Genomic DNA, 17,208 nt, shown 5'->3' with positions numbered 1-17,208 from the left:
TGGTGACGTGCCCGGCATGTCGATCAGGCCTGTTGCTGCTGGAGCAGGTGGGTTTCTATGGCCTGCCGATGCTTGCCAAGCGCCAGGCGCAGCCCGGGTTGGCGCAGGCATTGGCGCAATTGCGCCGCATCCAGTTGGCCATGACGTTGGCGGAGGTTCTCGAGGGCCTTGTCCCACCAGGCAGACGCGCAGGCGCGGTCGAACTCGTTCTCGTAGGGATAGCAGCCGTACAGCAACTCCCGGGCAAACTGCCGCTGGCTGTGTGGCAAGGTGAGGCTCAGAGCCTTGTAGCCCAGGCGCTGTAGCCTGGGAGGGCGAGGCAGTTGGTCATTGACCAGGCGCACATCGGCAAGCGCTGCGGCGCTCAGCGGTGCGTCACCATGCTTGCGCAGCCAGGCCTGGATCTTGGCACGGAACTGGGCCTTGCGGCTCCAGTAGTGGTGGATCACATCGGTGCAGGTGTTGACCTGCAGTGTGCGGTAGGCCGCTACTGCCAGGCAGAACTCCTCGAGGATGTAGGCTTTTTGGGCGAGCAGGTAGAACTCGTCCATCATGGCGATGGAGTGATCCAGTATCGAGGCGTCTTCTTTTGCCAGGCCGATCACACCGGAGTTGAGCAGCGGCATCTGGCGGTCGGCCAGGTCACGGGCCTCAAGCGTTGACAGCAGGTGCTTGTACAGCAGGCACTCGGGGTGCTCGCCATAACGCCCGACGATGGCGTTGCACAGCAGGCTGCCAGGGGCGACTCGCCGAAACAGCTGCACGGGGGATGTGCGGAAGAACGTGTCGGTGTCGATGAGCACGGCCAGCGGGTGGTGCTCGAGGACCTGGCGCAGCAGCACGTGCTTGCTGCGGAAATGATAGCCGTGGGGCTGGTTCCAGGCGTTTCGCGTGGCCTCGTCGAGCAGGTGCAGGGTCACGGGCAGCTTGCCATAAGGCGCGGGGTCGTCGGTGTAGACCTGAAAGTCCATGGTCTCGCCCGGTTGCAGATGGGCCAGGGCGCTGACAATGCTGAAGCACGCCTCCTGGTGGTAGGTGGCCGCACCGAATGCCAGGTAGACGAGCTGAGGAGTGGTGTTATGAGGGTGTTGCATGCTGGCCGCTAACCTATTGCGAGGCGAAAGTGAATAAGGCTTTAGCCTAAGCCAAAGCCTTCTTCATAGCTCGAAATAATTATTACCGGGAAATACCTTTAGCGCGGCAGCTTCAAGTTGTTCCAGATGGCCAGGCTCGGCTCGGCCTGGTTGAGGGTGTAGAAGTGCAGGCCAGGCGCGCCGCCTTGCAGCAACTGCTCGCACATGCGGGTGATCACTTCCTCACCGAAGGCCTGGATGCTGGCGGTGTCGTCGGCATAGGCTTCCAGCTGCTTGCGGATCCAGCGCGGGATCTCGGCGCCGCAGGCGTCGGAGAACCGTGCCAGCTTGCTGTAGTTGGTGATCGGCATGATGCCGGGCACCACCGGGATGTCCACGCCCAGCTTCTGCGCGCGCTCGACGAAGTAGAAGTAGCTGTCGGCGTTGAAGAAGTACTGGGTGATGGCGCTGTCGGCGCCGGCCTTGACCTTGTGCGCAAAGTTGGCCAGGTCCACTTCGAAGTTGCGTGCCTGGGGGTGCATCTCCGGGTAGGCAGCGACTTCCAGGTGGAAGTGATTGCCGGTTTCCTGGCGAATGAACTCGACCAGGTCGCTGGCGTAGCGCAGCTCGCCGCTGGCCATGCCCATGCCGGAGGGCAGGTCGCCGCGCAGGGCGACGATGCGCTTGATGCCGGCGGCTTTGTATTCGGCGAGCAGGGCGCGCAAGTCGTCCTTGCTGTCACCCACGCATGACAGGTGCGGGGCGGCGGGGACCTTCACTTCGCTCTCCAGCTGCAGCACGGTGTTGAGCGTGCGGTCGCGGGTCGAACCACCGGCACCGTAGGTGCAGGAGAAGAAGTCCGGGTTGTAGCTGGCCAGCTGGCGGGCGACGCCCATCAGCTTTTCATGGCCGGCGTCGGTCTTGGTGGGGAAGAACTCGAAACTGTAGCGGCGTTCCTGAGACATCACTCGTTCCTCAAGCAGCAAGCTTCAAGCGACAAGCTGCAAGTAAAAGCCAGACCGGTGATGGCCGATCTGGCTTGGGTACATTCAAGAGCTTCCAAGGCTGAGTCGCAAGCGGCAACGGCACGGTCTGCCGTATCTTGCCGCTTGCAGCTTCAAGCTTGCCGCTTAGTAGCGGTAGGCGTCCGGCTTGAACGGACCTTCGACGGTCACACCGATGTACTCAGCCTGTTGCGGGGTCAGTTGGGTGACCACGCCACCAAAGCCGCGGACCATTTCCAGGGCCACTTCTTCGTCCAGCTTCTTCGGCAGCACTTCCACGGTCAGGCGCTCGGCCTTCTTCGCGGCAGGCAGCTCGGCGAACTTCTGCTCGAACAGGAAGATCTGTGCCAGGACCTGGTTGGCGAACGAACCGTCCATGATGCGGCTCGGGTGGCCGGTGGCGTTGCCGAGGTTCACCAGGCGGCCTTCGGCCAGCAGGATCAGGTAGTCGTCGTTCTGCGGGTCGAAGGTGCCGGCGCCGGTGCGGTGGATCTTGTGTACCTGTGGCTTGACCTCTTCCCACGCCCAGTTCTTGCGCATGAAGGCGGTGTCGATCTCGTTGTCGAAGTGGCCGATGTTGCAGACCACGGCGCGCTTCTTCAGGGCCTTGAGCATGTTGGCGTCGCAGACGTTGACGTTACCGGTGGTGGTGACGATCAGGTCGATGCGGCCCAGCAGGTCCTTGTTGATGCCGGCTTCGGTACCGGTGTTGATACCGTCCTTGAACGGCGAGACGACTTCGAAGCCGTCCATGCAGGCTTGCATGGCGCAGATCGGGTCGACTTCGGTGACCTTGACGATCATGCCTTCCTGGCGCAGGGACTGGGCCGAACCCTTGCCCACGTCACCGTAGCCGATCACCAGGGCCTGCTTGCCCGACAGCAGGTGGTCGGTGCCGCGCTTGATGGCGTCGTTCAGGCTGTGACGGCAGCCGTACTTGTTGTCGTTCTTGCTCTTTGTGACCGAGTCGTTGACGTTGATCGCCGGGACTTTCAGCTCGCCTTTGGCCAGCATGTCCAGCAGGCGGTGCACGCCGGTGGTGGTCTCTTCGGTCACGCCGTGGATCTTCTCCAGCATGGCCGGGTATTTCTTGTGCAGGATTTCGGTCAGGTCGCCACCGTCGTCCAGGACCATGTTGGCGTCCCAAGGCTGGCCATCCTTCAGGATGGTCTGCTCGATGCACCACTCGTATTCCTGCTCGGTTTCGCCTTTCCAGGCGAACACCGGGATGCCGGCGGCGGCGATGGCGGCGGCGGCCTGGTCTTGAGTGGAGAAGATGTTGCAGGACGACCAGCGTACTTCAGCGCCCAGGGCGACGAGGGTTTCGATCAGCACGGCGGTCTGGATGGTCATGTGGATGCAGCCGATGATCTTTGCGCCCTTGAGCGGTTGCTCGGCTTGGTACTTGCGGCGCAGGCCCATCAGCGCGGGCATTTCCGATTCGGCGATGATGACTTCCTTGCGGCCCCAGTCGGCCAGGGAGATGTCGGCGACCTTGAAGTCGGAAAAACCAGCAGGCGTGTTTATAGCGCTCATTGAGAGCCTCCATTCGTAGTGTGCGAATGGGCGCCGTTGTGCGTTGAGCGTCCGCTGTGCGGACAACGCCCCAACCGAGCCTGACAGGACGAACCTGCTGCAGCGCCCCTCGGATGGGTGGCGGGAACGGCGGCCGCAGGGGCCACCGTCGAAAGTGCCGGGCGATTATAGCGGGGCTTTCGATGCATCCCAAGGGCTAAACAGCACAGACGGGCTCACTGAGGGCGGCCGTTGGTCCGCAATGCAAGACGCAAGGTGAGGTGGGCCATGGGGTCGCAGCCCTGGGCCAGTACCATTACCTGCCAGCTCAGCGCGAACTCGCCCGGTGTGTCGCACTGGATACGCCAGTGATAAGTATCGACCAGGCGGCTTTCCGGTTGCAGGGGGGCCGAGTCATCGGGAAGCGCCAGGGGCAGGTCGCGTTGCTCGACCAGCTCGATGTCCAGCGGCGGTTCGCTGGCGGGGCTGTGGCTGAACAGCATTTCTTCGCCGAGCAGCGCCACCGGGACCACCTTGAGGAGCAGGGTGTCTCCGGTCGCCACGTCCAGTGCTGGCGAGTCGAGAAGCAGGGTTTCGTCCGATGTCGGGCGGGTGTGCAGGATGCACAGGTGCCGGGGATCGAGTTCGGCGGGTGCGCCGGGGTCGTCGGGGAGTTGCGCGAAGGCCTCCAGCAGGCCCCGGGTGTCGACGATCAGCAGCAAGTGGTGGGGGGCGTTCTCCGTAATCATGATGCGCTCCTTCCTTGAGCACCAACGATAGAGCCGGGTACAGGCGCGCACCGCCGGCCCGAGGCTCGGCAGTGCGCGGCGTGGATCAGTTGGTGATGGTGATGAACGGATCCCATTCGAAGTAGCCACAGCACTTGCAGTCACGGTCGATGATCATGAACTTGAAGTGGTAGGTGACCTTGCCTTGCGCGAGCAGGTCGCCGCGCCAGTAGTAGTTTTCGTTGACCTGGCAGGTTGGCACGGTCTTGTTGTTGGCGTTTGGTACGGCGGTCTGCACCTTGGCCTTGAGGGCGCGCGGATCCTCCAGCAGTTGATGGTTCGGATCGTCCGATACGAACCCATAGAGGATCACCGACTGCTCGAAGCCGAACGAGATGCTTTGCTCGCGCCAGCGGACCACATCGCCCACCCGGCCCTTCAGGTGCAGCTCACCCCCGGCCTGGCCGGAGATGACGTTGTCCTGGTAGGTGACCATGTAGATGTGTTCCGGCTGGATGAACGTGGGCTTGTTCGGGTCCTTGCTCGCGTTGGGGAACTTCTTGAGGATGGTTTCGGTATCGAAATTGATGCTGACATCAATGATTCTGGACATAGTGGATTCCCTTTCACTGATTTCGAGTAGGTCAATGGTGAGCCTCAGTCGCTCTCCACTGGCACTGCCCGGAGCCTCGCTTCCTGCGAATGCCGGTCTAGCCGCGCCGTATGCCAAGTTCCGGTTGTCCGACCACTTGGAGTGACCTGCGGGTCACAGGATCAGGCTAGATCCGTGGGGGTGGGTGTCAAACCGCGGCCTGCGGATACTGACCAATGGTCGTAGGGCGTGGACATGGTTGACGCAAGTCAATGGGACTACCATGTAGGGCGTGGCTGGACCGGCTGATCCGCCGCCCGCCACTCGACGTTCATGAGGCCACCGGCCAGGAGTACAGATGAACTTTCACACCCGCAAATGGGTAAAACCCGAAGACCTCAACCCCAACGGCACGCTGTTCGGCGGCAGCCTGCTGCGCTGGATCGACGAAGAGGCGGCGATCTACGCCATCGTCCAGCTGGGCAACCAGCGCGTGGTGACCAAGTACATTTCCGAGATCAATTTCGTCAGTGCCTCGCGCCAGGGCGACATCATCGAGCTGGGCATCACCGCCACCGAGTTCGGTCGCACCTCCATCACCCTCAAGTGCGAAGTGCGCAACAAGATCACCCGCAAGGCGATCCTGACGGTGGACAAGATGGTCTTCGTCAACCTGGGCGAGGATGGCCAGCCGGCACCGCACGGGCGCACCGAGATCAAGTACATCCAGGACCAGTTCCCGGACAGTGCCGTCGAGTAAACGCCGCAAGGAAGGTAGGAGCCAGCCTTGCTGGCGAACCCCAGGCACCGCGGTGCATGGCACCGGCCATGCCGGTGTTCGCCGGCAAGGCCGGTTCCTGCGCCGCGGGTCATTCGGCCGGTTGGCTCACCTTGCGCACCACTTTCCCGACCGTCAAACCCTGCACCAGGATCGACGACAGCACCACGATGTAGGTGATCGACAGCAGCAGGTCGCGCTCATCGCCCTGCGGCAGCGACAACGCCAGGGCCACCGACACACCCCCGCGCAGGCCACCCCAGGTCAGCACGCGAATAGTGCCTTGGGGCACGCTGCGCCAGCGGCGTAGCAAGACGATGGCCGGCGCCACGGTCAGCAGCCGCGACAGCAGCACCGCCACTGCCAGCACGCCACCGGCCGCCAGGTGCAGCCAATTGAACGGCAGCAGCAACAGTTCCAGGCCGATCAGGGCGAACAACAGGGCGTTGAGCATGTCGTCGATCAACTCCCAGAACCCGTCCATGTAGCGGCGGGTCATATCGTTCATCGCCAGGTTGCGCCCCAGGTTGCCGATGATCAGGCCGGCCACGACCATGGCGATCGGCGCCGAGACATGCAGCTCGTAACACATTGCCGAACCACCGATGACCAGTGCCAGGGTCAGCATGACCTCGACCTGGTACTGCTCGACGCTCTTGATCATGCGGTAGGTGGCATAGCCGATCAGGCCGCCGAAGACAATGCCACCGATGGCTTCGCGGGCAAACAGGGTGGCGGTTTCGGCGACGCTCGGGGTTTCACCCAGCTGGATGATGCCCAGCAGCACGGTGAACACCACCACCGCCGTGCCGTCGTTGAACAGCGACTCACCGACGATGGTGGTCTTCAGCGGTTTCGAGGCGTTGGCGGTACGCAGGGCGCCCAGCACGGCGATCGGGTCGGTCGGCGAGATCAGCGCGCCGAACAGCAGGCAGTAGATCAGCGGCACGTTCCAGCCGAACAGGGCGAACACCCAGTGCGCCAGGTAGCCGATCACCACGGTGGCGATCAGCACGCCCAGCGTGGCCAACAGGCCGATCGGCCAGCGGTAGCTGCGCAGGTCGGCGAGGTTGACGTGCAGGGCGCCGGCGAACAGCAGGAACGACAGCATCCAGTGCATCAGCAGATCATTGAAGTCGATCTGGTTCATCAAGCCTTCGACGCGCTCTTCCAGGCCGGGGAAGCCGATCAGGCTCAGGCCCTGGAGCAGCAGGGAGAACAGCAGTGCGGTGACCATCACGCCGATGGCCGGCGGCAGGCCGATGAAGCGGTAGTTCACGTAAGTGAGGAGGGTGGTGAGGCAGATAAACGCGGCAACTAATTCAAGCATCCCGAATCCTGTGACAGTGGCTTCCAAGTCGTTACCCGAAGTGCCCGGGCAGTTCTTTGATGATCTGGCGGCGGGCTCGGGACACACCCTATGACCGGAATTACCAAATTCGTCCCGCCCCCCCCTGTAGGAGCCGGCTTGCCGGCGAACCAGCCGGCACGCTATATAGTGATCGCCTCTCATCGGCCCCAAGGATCCAAAGGCGTGTTGGCAACCTCCCTGGTACTGGTCGCGGCCCTGCTGCACGCCACCTGGAACACCCTGATCAAATTCAGCGCCGAACGCCTGCTGGTCATAGCCAGCATGGACCTGGTCGCGCTGGTCTTCGCGGTACTGGCGGTGGCTTTCGTCGACTTTCCACCGGCCACTATCTGGCCTTGGCTACTGGCTTCGGCGCTCGCCGAACAGCTGTATCGCTACCTGTTGATAAAAGCCTACAAAGTGGGTGACCTCGGCCTGGTCTATCCGCTGATGCGTGGCCTGTCGCCATTGGTCGTGCTGGGGCTGACCCTGGCCTTTGCCGGCGAGTCGCTCAGCCAGCAACAGATCATCGGCATCCTGCTGATCCCGTGTGGCATGGCCTGCCTGCTGTGGCAGGGCGGGGGCGGTGATCGCCTGCCCTGGTCGATGCTGCCGGTGGTGGCGCTGATCGGCCTGTGCATTGGCTGCTACACCTGGTTCGATGGCCAGGCCGTGCGCCTGTGGGGCAAGCCCATGGACTACCTGGTATGGCTGACCCTCCTCAGTGCCTGGCCGTTCCCGCTGTTGGCCGGCGTTGCCCGCCGCCCGCAGTTCGCGCTGTTCTGGCGCACCCAGTGGCGGCTGGGGCTGGCCGTGGGGCTGTGCGTGCTGCTGAGCTACGCTCTGGTGCTGTGGGCCATGCACCTGGGCTCGGTGGCCGAAGCGGCGGCGTTGCGCGAGCTGAGCGTGATCCTCGTGGTGCTGCTGGGCATGCGTTACCTCAAAGAACCTTTTGGCGGGCCGAGACTCCTAGCTTGCGGGCTGGTGCTGGCAGGCATGCTGGTGATGAAGCTCTGAACCTATCCCTGTGAACAAGGAGTCCTGTGCATGACCGTAGCCCTGTGGTGCATCCTGATCGCGTTGGTCCTGCCACCGCTTTGTGCATTGATTGCCAAAGTGAGCAGCGGCCGCTTCGGGCTGAAGGACAATCACGATCCGCGCGCGTTCCTCGACAAGCTGGCAGGCCTGCCGCGGCGTGCCCATGCCGCGCAGCAGAACGGCTACGAAGCATTTCCGGCGTTTGCCGCGGCGGTGCTGGTGGCCGATATCGTCGGCAATGCCGAGCAGGTGACGCAGGATGTGCTGGCGGTGCTGTACATCACCAGCCGGCTGCTTTACATCATCTGCTACCTGGCGGACTGGGCGGCATTGCGCTCGCTGGTCTGGTTTGCCGGGCTGGCGTTGATCGTGTCGTTCTTCGTGGTATCGATCTAGCACCGCGTCGCCCTCTTCGCCGGCAAGGCCGGCTCCTACAGGTACGGCGGGCCCCTGGGGGGCCGCCATGCCGATTCAGGGGACTTTGGGTACGTCTGGCAACGGCTTGCCCTTGGGCCAGAGCATCCAGATCTGCCCCTGCTGTTTCATGTTGCCCGCTAGCTCGCCGGCCGCAGGCCCAGTGCCCCAGAACAGGTCCGCACGCACCTCGCCGGTAATGGCGCCACCAGTATCCTGCGCACCCACCGGGCGCACCACCGGCGAGCCGTCGGGGCGTGTGGTGGAGAGCCATAGCAGGCTGCCCAGTGGAATCACCTTGCGATCGATGGCCACGCTGTAGCCGGCGGTCAACGGCACGTTGAGCGACCCGCGGGGGCCTTCGTTGCTGTCCGGGCGGGTGCCGAAGAACACATAGCTGGGGTTGCTGGCCAGCAGTTCCGGTACGCGCTGCGGGTTGGCCTGGGCCCAGGCGTGGATGGCGCCCATGCTCACGTCCTCTTTCTTGAGCTGGCCCTGCTCGATCAGCCAGCGGCCGATCGGCCGATAGGGGTGGCCGTTCTGGTCGGCGTAGCCCAGACGCAATTGCCGGCCGCTTTCCAGCTGGACGCGGCCGGAGCCCTGGATCTGCAGGAACTGTAGGTCCATCGGGTCGGTCAGCCAGGCCAGCACGGGGGCCTTGGCGCCCTCGCGGTTGATCACCTCGGCGGTGTCGTAGGGCTTGAGCACGCGGCCTTCAAGGCGCCCGCGCAGGCGTTTGCCCTTGAGCTCGGGGTACACGCTTGCCAGGTCGACCACGATCATGTCTTCGGGGACGCCATACACCGGTACCTGGGCAGCTTCGGTGCGTGTCAGGCTGCCGGGGTAGACCGGTTCGTAGTAGCCAGTGATCAGGCCGTTGGCATTGTTCTCGGCCGAGCGCAGGCCGTGGACCTGCAGGTTCTGCTGCAGGAAGGCGCGTACCTGGGCAGGGTCTGCCGCGACGCCGGTGGCAGCCGTGCAGGTGTCAGCCCAGACCGGGTCGCGGGTGAGTTTCTCGCAGCCATTGCGCCAGGCCTGGAAACCGGCCAGCAGGTCGTTGTCGTTGACCGTGGGCAGGTCTTGCCAGGTGGCGTTGGTGTAGGTGGCAATGGCATGGGGTTCGGGCTTGGCGTTCTCGCCGCCATTGCAGCCGGCCAAGAGGGCCAAGGCCGGGAATGCCCAAATGAGATGGCGCATTACAGATGTCATGAATGTGATCCTGATGCGGGCGAAGATGAAAAATCGCCCCTGTTTTCTGTGTGGCTATTGGTCTTTGCCCGACAGGCGGTGATACTGGCCGCCCGTTTTGCCAGGCCAAAGTGACCGTGATGTTCAAGCGATTGACCGTAGTTCTGCTCGCCGCCCTTGCCCTGAGTGCCTGTGACCGCGTCGACCCCAACTCGCCGTTGGGCCAGCGCAAGGCCATTTTCAAGGCGATGCTCAAGACCAGTGAAGACATGGGCGGCATGTTGCGTGGCCGCTTGCCGTTCGATGGCGCCAAGTTCGCCGACGGTGCGGCGAAGCTCGATGGCCTGTCCCATCAGCCCTGGCAGCATTTCCCGCAAGTGCGTGACCAGGGTGACAGCAGCGCGCGGCCGGAAGTCTGGGAGCGTCAGGCCAGGTTCCAGGAGCTTGCCCGCCAATTGGAGGGTGTTACCGGCGAACTGGTCGAGGTGACCCGCACCCAGCCGCTGGATGTTGCGCAGATGAAGGCGCCGATGGACAAGGTCGAGGCGGCGTGCAAGGCCTGTCATAGCGAGTTTCGCAATCATTGAAGTATCGGGGCTGCGGAACAGAGTCCTCTGTAGGAGCGGCTTTAGCCGCGATGCAGGCGGCACGGTGTGCGGCACCCGCTTCGCGGGTGATCGCGGCTGAAGCCGCTCCTACAGTGATCGTGTGAGGGCTAGCGCTCCAGCTCATCCACGGCTTCCTGCAGTTCTTTCTTCGCTTCGGCGAGCTTGTCCTTGCGCTTGTTGATCTTCTCCGCGTCGCCCTTCTTCATGGCCTTGTCCAGGTCCTTGGTGCGCTGGTTCACTTCGTGACGGGCATCGAGCACTTTCTGTTCGCGCTCCTTGCGCAGGCCCGCATCGGTGCAGTGTTCGGTGACTTCGGCGAGGGCTTTCTCCAGCCCGGCCTGCTGGTCGCTGTTGCCATGGGCACGGGCCTGTTCGATCTGCTCGCCGATGGCCTGGCGCTTGGCCGCGCAGCCGGTCAACGCGGGTTGCTCCTCGGCGGCCAGCGCGGCCTGGGCAGTCAGGCCGAGCAAGGCGGACAGTGCGATGGACGAGAGCAGTTTCATCAGGGACTCCATTCGAAGGCTGGGCAACGGAAAGCGAAATGCTGCCCTGATCCGAGGAAATTAGAAACCCTCGATTTCATGGGCGCGCAGGCGTTGGGCCAAGGCTTGCACCTGCTCATGGGAGAGGAATGCCTGCAATTGCGCGGCGCGACCGGCACCGACACCCGGTTCGGCAAGCCATTGCTCGATGTTTCTGGAGGCCAGGGCGGACCAGTCGGCCCCTGGCGAGAAATGGCTTGGGGCCGGCAGGCCAAGGCCCCGCAGCCAACGTTCGAAAGGTTGCCGGCGCCCACGGGAAAACGCCTGTAGCAAGCGTTCGGCTCGCGTCTGGGCGATACCCGGCACTTCCAGCAGGTCCTCCCGGGTCAGCTCCAGCCAATCGCTCAAGGTGGTGACCTTTCCGCTTTCGACCAGTTGGCGCCAGACGCCGGAACCGACCCCGGCCATGTCCAACCCCTTGTTGCCACCCAGCCAGGCCAGGCGGGCGAGAAACTGCTGCTGGCAGGCCGCGCTGGCCTGCCAGCAGCTCAGGAAGTGATGGTCCGCTGGATCGGGCGCGACCACTGCCGCGCGCAGCGGGCTGCGATGTACCACGCTTTCCACCCGTGGGATGGTCAAGCCCGCCAGGCTTACCGCCACCTGGTCACCCGAGCGGATGTCCAGTTGCGCCCAGCGGGCCAGTGAACCGAGGCTGACCTGGCTGATCCGCCGGTCATCCAACTGAAGAGGTTCCAGTTGCAAAAGCGGTGTGATTCGCCCGGTCCTGCCGATGCGAAAGCGAACGTCGCGAACCTGTGCCAGGGCCTGGCTGAAGGGGTATTTCCAGGCGGCGATCCAGTAAGGGGCCTGGGCTCTCCAGCGCTGTGCCGGTGGTCGGCTGTCCTGGCGCAGGATCACGCCGTCGGTGGCAAAGGGCAGGGCGGTCCGGTACCAGTGCTGGCGCCAGTGCGCCGCGGCGTCGAAACCCTCGATGGCGACGCTGAAACGCTGGCTGTCGACAAAGCCCAGGGCGGTCAGTTGTACCAACCGTTCAGCCTGGGTGTCTGGCCCCGAGGGCCAGTCCCAGACGAACAGGCCGATGCCCGCGCCCTGCTCGTCGCTCAGTTGCTTGCGTGCCAGCAACCCGGCGACGATGCCTCGCGCGTTGGCGCTGCCCGCCTCGGCTTGCACGTGGTCGGCGAGGCGCCAGTAGAGTTCGCCTTGGAAAACGGTGTCCAGCGGTTGCGGCAGTTGCCGCACGATACGACCCAGCCGGGGGATGTGTCGGCTCCAGTCATGCCCCAGCACGCCATCACCTCGGCTGAGCAACTGGGTCAGATGGCCTTGTTGGTACACCAGTGACACGGCCACGCCATCGACCTTGGGCTGTATCCACACGCCCTGCCGGCCCTGAAGCCAGCGCTGTACCGCAGGCTCGTCGCGCAGCTTGTCGACGCCGGTGTGCGGCACCGGGTGAGGGACCTGGCCACGTGCGCTGGCCAGGGGAGCATCGTTGCTCGCCAGGTCGAAACAGCCTTGCAGGTGCCGAAGGTGTTGGCGGCTCTGGTCGTAGAGTTCGTCCGCCACCAGCGCGACGCCCTGGCGATGATAGTGATCGTCCCAGTGGGCGAGGGTCTTGAGCAGTTGACTGACCTCGGCCCGGGCGCGCTGTGCCGGCCAGTCGGGACACGGCCCGTGATCGGCCAGGGCCAGGCCAGGAACGAACAGCAATGGCATGAGCAGGCGCAGCAGCATGGCCAGCCTCCTTGCGTGGCGCTTTGGAGTGCTCAGCCTAGGCAGGGGTGGTGGATTCTGCGCCGGGGAAATGTCAGCCGGTATTTCACGAAAAAGCCCCTGCCGATCGCTCGGCAGGGGCTTTCGTTTACCGCTGTAGGAGGCTTACAGGCCGGCAGCGTCACGCAGCGCCTGGGCACGGTCGGTGCGCTCCCAGGTGAAGGTGGTGAAGGTGTCGTCGCCGACGGTCTTCTGCTGCGGGGTACGGCCGAAGTGACCGTAGGCGGCGGTTTCCTGGTACATCGGGTGCAGCAGGTCGAGCATCTTGGTGATGGCGTACGGGCGCAGGTCGAAGCACTCGCGTACCAGCTGGACGATCTTGTCGTCGGACACCTTGCCGGTGCCGAAGGTGTTGATCGAGATGGAGGTCGGCTGGGCCACGCCGATGGCGTAGGACACCTGGATCTCGCAGCGCTCGGCAAGGCCCGCGGCGACGATGTTCTTGGCTACGTAACGGCCGGCGTAAGCGGCCGAACGGTCGACCTTGGACGGGTCCTTGCCGGAGAACGCGCCACCGCCGTGGCGGGCCATGCCACCGTAGCTGTCGACGATGATCTTGCGACCGGTCAGGCCGCAGTCGCCCACCGGGCCGCCGATGATGAAGTTGCCGGTCGGGTTGATGTGGTACTGGGTGCCCTTGTGCAGCAGCTCGGCCGGCAGGGTGTGCTTGACGATCAGTTCCATCACCGCTTCCTGCAGGTCTTTCTGCGACACTTCAGGGTTGTGCTGGGTGGACAGGACGACGGCGTCGATACCCACGACCCGGCCGTTTTCATAGCGGCAGGTGACCTGGGACTTGGCGTCCGGGCGCAGCCAAGGCAGCAGGCCGGACTTGCGCGCTTCGGCCTGACGCTCGACCAGGCGGTGCGAGAAGCAGATCGGGGCGGGCATCAGCACGTCGGTCTCGTTGCTGGCGTAGCCGAACATCAGGCCCTGGTCGCCGGCGCCCTGGTCTTCCGGCTTGGAGCGGTCGACGCCTTGGGCGATGTCCACCGACTGCTTGCCGATGATGTTCATCACGGCGCAGGTGGCGCCGTCGAAGCCGACGTCGGAGCTGTTGTAGCCGATGTCGATGATCACTTTGCGCACCAACTCTTCCAGGTCGACCCAGGCCGAGGTGGTGACTTCGCCGGCGATGATGGCGACACCGGTCTTGACCAGGGTCTCGCAGGCGACGCGGGCGTATTTATCCTGGGCGATGATCGCGTCCAGGACTGCGTCGGAGATCTGGTCGGCGATCTTGTCCGGATGCCCTTCGGACACGGACTCGGAGGTGAAAAGGGAGTATTCGCTCATCTCGATGGGTTCCTGAAATTTACCGATGTTGTGTGTCGCCAGCGGCCCGCTGGAAGTGCCGGACCTGGATCTGGAAACCGTTACGCAAGCCTACGTAGAGGCTGTCCCCGGGGGTCAGCCCGGCAGCGTCGGCCCAACGGGCCAGGTCGTCCTGCTCGAAGCCAAGCCACAGGTCGCCGCAGGCTTCGCGGGCCCACCCCTGGTCATGGCTGCACAGCTCGGTGACCAGCAGGCTGCCGCCCGCCTTCACCCGTTTGGCCAGCAGGCGCAAGGCCAGGGCCGGGTCGCTGAAATGGTGCAGCACCATGTTCAGCACGACGCAGTCGGCTTCCACATCCGTTGCACCCAGTGCATCGGCCAACTGCAGGTTTACGTTACTCAATTCGTTGCGCTCGCAGACCTGGCGGGCCAGTTCGAGCATGGTCGGGCTGTTGTCCATGGCCGTGACCTGGGCGAAGCGCCGTGCCAGGTCGGGCAGGAAACCGCCGTCACCGGGGCCGACCTCCAGGGCACTGGCGCCGGCCTCGAAACTCAGGTTGTCGAGCAGCGCCAGCAGGCTCTCGCGGTATTGCGGCAGGCCGGCAATCAGGTCTTGCTGGGCGCGGAACTTCTCTTCCACGCGCAGGAAGAAGTCCTGGCTGGTGGCCGCGCGGCGCTGTTGGACCTGGGCGATGCGCGCTTGCACGTCCTGGGCCAGCGCGAGGTCGTCCACCTCTTCGAGCAGCGCCGTGTGCAGGCGGCCGCCCAGGCGCTGGCTGTCGGGCAGGGCGCGGCGGTAGAAGATCGCGTTGCCTTCGCGGCGGGTCGCGACCAGGTCGGCCTGGGCCAGCACTTTCAGGTGGTGGCTCATGCCTGACTGGCCGATGTCGAAGATCTGCGCCAGTTCCAGCACGCCGAACGAGTCGTTGGCCAGCGCCCGCAGCACGTTCAGGCGCAACGGGTCGCCGCTGGCCTTGCACAGGGCGGCCAGTGCGTCGTTACGTTGAGGCGTGATAGGGGCGTTGACGTTCATGGGGCGGGAGTCTAGACAGGCATCGTTGCCCTAGCAAGACCAATATCAAAAAGTTTTGATATTGGCGACAGGCTGCAAGCGGCAAGCACCAAGCCGCAAGATAAAGGGCAGATCAGCTGCCCCGCTATCTTGGCTTGCAGCTTAAAGCTTGCCGCTTGGCGCTTAAATGTTTGCCCCCGGCCCCCGCAGTGGGCGAAAATGGCCGCCTTTTTTCGTTTCACTACTTATTCAAGCCCCAGGAGACTCAGCGATGCCCAGCCGTCGTGAACGTGCCAACGCCATTCGTGCCCTCAGCATGGATGCCGTGCAAAAGGCCAACAGCGGCCACCCAGGTGCCCCCATGGGTATGGCGGATATCGCCGAAGTGCTTTGGCGCGACTACCTGAAGCACAACCCGAGCAACCCGAGCTTCGCCGACCGCGACCGCTTCGTGCTGTCCAACGGCCACGGCTCGATGCTGATCTATTCGCTGCTGCACCTGACCGGCTACGACGTCACCATTGATGACCTCAAGTCGTTCCGCCAGCTGCACAGCCGCACCCCGGGCCACCCGGAGTTCGGCTACACCCCGGGCGTCGAGACCACCACCGGCCCGCTGGGCCAGGGCCTGGCCAACGCCGTGGGCTTCGCCCTGGCGGAAAAAGTACTGGCCGCCCAGTTCAACCGTGAAGGCCACAACATCGTCGACCACAACACCTACGTGTTCCTCGGCGACGGCTGCATGATGGAAGGCATCTCCCACGAGGTCGCCTCGCTGGCCGGCACCCTGGGCCTGAACAAGCTGGTCGCCTTCTACGACGACAACGGCATCTCCATCGACGGTGAAGTGGAAGGCTGGTTCACCGACGACACGCCGAAGCGCTTCGAGTCCTACGGCTGGCTGGTGATCCGCAACGTCGACGGCCATGACGCCGACGAGATCCGCACCGCGATCGACACCGCGCGCAAGAGCGACCGTCCGACCCTGATCTGCTGCAAAACGATCATTGGTTTCGGCTCGCCGAACAAGCAGGGCAAGGAAGACTGCCACGGTGCTCCGCTGGGCAACGACGAAATCGCCCTGGCCCGCAAGGAACTGAACTGGAACCACGCACCGTTCGAAGTCCCGGCCGATATCTATGCCGAGTGGGATGCCAAGGCCAATGGTGCCAAAGTCGAAGCCGAGTGGGACCAGCGCTTCGCTGCTTACGCTGCTGCCTTCCCTGAGCTGGCCAGCGAGCTCAAGCGTCGCCTGAGCGGCGAGCTGCCGGCTGACTTCTCGGAAAAGGCCGCCGCCTACATCGCGGAAGTCGCCGCCAAGGGCGAAACCATCGCCAGCCGCAAGGCCAGCCAGAACGCCCTGAATGCCTTCGGCCCGCTGCTGCCTGAGTTCCTCGGCGGCTCGGCCGACCTCGCCGGCTCCAACCTGACCCTGTGGAAAGGTTGCAAGGGCGTCGAAGCCAACGACGCCAGCGGCAACTACGTCTTCTACGGCGTACGCGAGTTCGGCATGACCGCGATCATGAACGGCGTCGCCCTGCACGGCGGCCTGGTCCCTTACGGCGCGACCTTCCTGATGTTCATGGAGTACGCCCGCAACGCGGTGCGCATGTCCGCGCTGATGAAGCAACGTGTGATCCACGTCTACACCCACGACTCCATCGGCCTGGGCGAAGACGGCCCGACCCACCAGCCGATCGAGCAGCTGACCAGCCTGCGCAGCACCCCTAACCTGGACACCTGGCGCCCGGCCGACGCGGTCGAGTCCGCCGTGTCCTGGAAAGCTGCCCTGGAGCGCAAGGACGGCCCGTCGGCGCTGATCTTCTCGCGCCAGAACCTGCAGCATCAGCCACGCGACGCCCAGCAGATCGCTGATATCGCCCGTGGCGGTTACGTGTTGAAAGACTGCGCCGGCGAGCCAGAGCTGATCCTGATCGCCACCGGTTCCGAAGTGGGCCTGGCGGTTCAGGCGTTCGACAAGCTGACCGAGCAGGGCCGCAAGGTTCGCGTCGTGTCGATGCCGAGCACCAGCGTGTTCGACGCCCAGGATGCCGCCTACAAGCAGTCGGTACTGCCGCTGCAAGTCGGTGCGCGCATCGCCATCGAAGCCGCTCATGCTGACTTCTGGTACAAGTACGTCGGCCTCGAAGGCCGCGTGATCGGCATGACCACCTACGGTGAGTCGGCGCCGGCCAGCGCGCTGTTCGAGGAGTTCGGTTTCACCCTGGACAACATCCTGGGCACCGCCGAAGAGCTGCTGGAAGACTGATACAGGAAAGGCGAGGGCCTTTGGCCCTCGTTCGCGGCACAAGGCCGCTCCTACAGGGCACTGCGCATGCCGTTCCCTGTAGGAGCG

The 17,208-nt window shown here is 64.2% G+C and carries 16 protein-coding genes and 1 riboswitch; of the genes, 5 read left to right on the top strand and 11 right to left on the bottom strand.

From position 1 onward, the window contains the following. Positions 1 to 23 precede the first annotated feature (23 nt). From NGM28_RS01485 to NGM28_RS01465, 5 genes are all read right to left on the bottom strand, one after another. Entirely contained in the window at positions 24 to 1,094 is a 1,071-nt protein-coding gene (locus tag NGM28_RS01485) for a hypothetical protein (protein WP_252088469.1), read from the bottom strand. Positions 1,095 to 1,192: 98 nt separating this feature from the next. Then, a complete protein-coding gene (metF, locus tag NGM28_RS01480) occupies positions 1,193 to 2,038 on the bottom strand; it encodes a methylenetetrahydrofolate reductase [NAD(P)H] (RefSeq protein ID WP_240066982.1) in 846 nt (281 codons plus the stop codon). 165 nt (positions 2,039 to 2,203) lie between these two features. Further along, positions 2,204 to 3,613, bottom strand: a complete 1,410-nt coding sequence (ahcY, locus tag NGM28_RS01475; RefSeq protein WP_252088468.1) for an adenosylhomocysteinase — start codon at positions 3,611 to 3,613, stop codon at positions 2,204 to 2,206. A 21-nt stretch (positions 3,614 to 3,634) separates the two neighbouring features. Then, positions 3,635 to 3,730, bottom strand: a riboswitch (S-adenosyl-L-homocysteine riboswitch). A gap of 98 nt (positions 3,731 to 3,828) precedes the next feature. After that, positions 3,829 to 4,341: a hypothetical protein gene (locus tag NGM28_RS01470; protein ID WP_240066980.1), complete on the bottom strand. Its 513-nt coding sequence runs from the start codon at positions 4,339 to 4,341 to the stop codon at positions 3,829 to 3,831. Positions 4,342 to 4,426: 85 nt separating this feature from the next. Then, the gene (locus NGM28_RS01465; RefSeq protein WP_240066979.1) at positions 4,427 to 4,933 is read right to left on the bottom strand and encodes an inclusion body family protein; all 507 of its coding nucleotides are present in this window, start codon (positions 4,931 to 4,933) and stop codon (positions 4,427 to 4,429) included. A gap of 337 nt (positions 4,934 to 5,270) precedes the next feature. On the opposite strand from NGM28_RS01465, the gene NGM28_RS01460 reads away from it, so the two are divergent. Beyond that, the gene (locus tag NGM28_RS01460; protein ID WP_050707228.1) at positions 5,271 to 5,672 is read left to right on the top strand and encodes an acyl-CoA thioesterase; all 402 of its coding nucleotides are present in this window, start codon (positions 5,271 to 5,273) and stop codon (positions 5,670 to 5,672) included. A 109-nt stretch (positions 5,673 to 5,781) separates the two neighbouring features. Here the strand turns inward: NGM28_RS01460 and NGM28_RS01455 are convergent, their stop codons facing one another. Next, entirely contained in the window at positions 5,782 to 7,020 is a 1,239-nt protein-coding gene (locus tag NGM28_RS01455) for a cation:proton antiporter (protein ID WP_240066978.1), read from the bottom strand. A gap of 204 nt (positions 7,021 to 7,224) precedes the next feature. Between NGM28_RS01455 and NGM28_RS01450 the strand changes: the two genes are divergently transcribed. Together NGM28_RS01450 and NGM28_RS01445 are read left to right on the top strand one after the other, a co-directional pair. Then, positions 7,225 to 8,058 carry an EamA family transporter gene (locus NGM28_RS01450; protein WP_252088467.1) on the top strand — a complete coding sequence of 278 codons (834 nt, stop codon included), beginning with the start codon at positions 7,225 to 7,227 and terminating at the stop codon, positions 8,056 to 8,058. Between the two features lie 30 nt (positions 8,059 to 8,088). Continuing rightward, on the top strand, positions 8,089 to 8,475 hold the full coding sequence (locus NGM28_RS01445) for an MAPEG family protein (protein ID WP_213658600.1): 387 nt from the start codon (positions 8,089 to 8,091) through the stop codon (positions 8,473 to 8,475). A gap of 75 nt (positions 8,476 to 8,550) precedes the next feature. Here the strand turns inward: NGM28_RS01445 and mltA are convergent, their stop codons facing one another. Next, a complete protein-coding gene (gene mltA / locus NGM28_RS01440) occupies positions 8,551 to 9,702 on the bottom strand; it encodes a murein transglycosylase A (RefSeq protein WP_252088466.1) in 1,152 nt (383 codons plus the stop codon). A 119-nt stretch (positions 9,703 to 9,821) separates the two neighbouring features. Between mltA and NGM28_RS01435 the strand changes: the two genes are divergently transcribed. Continuing rightward, on the top strand, positions 9,822 to 10,268 hold the full coding sequence (locus tag NGM28_RS01435) for a c-type cytochrome (RefSeq protein WP_252088465.1): 447 nt from the start codon (positions 9,822 to 9,824) through the stop codon (positions 10,266 to 10,268). 128 nt (positions 10,269 to 10,396) lie between these two features. Here the strand turns inward: NGM28_RS01435 and NGM28_RS01430 are convergent, their stop codons facing one another. The 4 genes from NGM28_RS01430 to NGM28_RS01415 all read right to left on the bottom strand — a co-directional run bounded on the left by NGM28_RS01430 (position 10,397) and on the right by NGM28_RS01415 (position 14,873). Further along, on the bottom strand, positions 10,397 to 10,792 hold the full coding sequence (locus tag NGM28_RS01430) for a DUF1090 domain-containing protein (RefSeq protein WP_240066974.1): 396 nt from the start codon (positions 10,790 to 10,792) through the stop codon (positions 10,397 to 10,399). 60 nt (positions 10,793 to 10,852) lie between these two features. Then, on the bottom strand, positions 10,853 to 12,526 hold the full coding sequence (gene ligB / locus NGM28_RS01425; protein ID WP_502943813.1) for an NAD-dependent DNA ligase LigB: 1,674 nt from the start codon (positions 12,524 to 12,526) through the stop codon (positions 10,853 to 10,855). 144 nt (positions 12,527 to 12,670) lie between these two features. Then, the gene (metK, locus tag NGM28_RS01420) at positions 12,671 to 13,861 is read right to left on the bottom strand and encodes a methionine adenosyltransferase (protein WP_011536020.1); all 1,191 of its coding nucleotides are present in this window, start codon (positions 13,859 to 13,861) and stop codon (positions 12,671 to 12,673) included. A gap of 19 nt (positions 13,862 to 13,880) precedes the next feature. After that, the gene (locus NGM28_RS01415; protein WP_240066973.1) at positions 13,881 to 14,873 is read right to left on the bottom strand and encodes an ArsR/SmtB family transcription factor; all 993 of its coding nucleotides are present in this window, start codon (positions 14,871 to 14,873) and stop codon (positions 13,881 to 13,883) included. Between the two features lie 250 nt (positions 14,874 to 15,123). Between NGM28_RS01415 and tkt the strand changes: the two genes are divergently transcribed. Next, positions 15,124 to 17,121 carry a transketolase gene (gene tkt / locus NGM28_RS01410; protein ID WP_252088464.1) on the top strand — a complete coding sequence of 666 codons (1,998 nt, stop codon included), beginning with the start codon at positions 15,124 to 15,126 and terminating at the stop codon, positions 17,119 to 17,121. Positions 17,122 to 17,208 lie beyond the last annotated feature (87 nt).

The organism is Pseudomonas sp. MWU13-3659, from assembly GCF_023757525.1.
In the GTDB taxonomy this organism is placed as follows: domain Bacteria; phylum Pseudomonadota; class Gammaproteobacteria; order Pseudomonadales; family Pseudomonadaceae; genus Aquipseudomonas; species Aquipseudomonas entomophila_E.
This window is presented reverse-complemented; position numbering and strand designations above follow the sequence as displayed.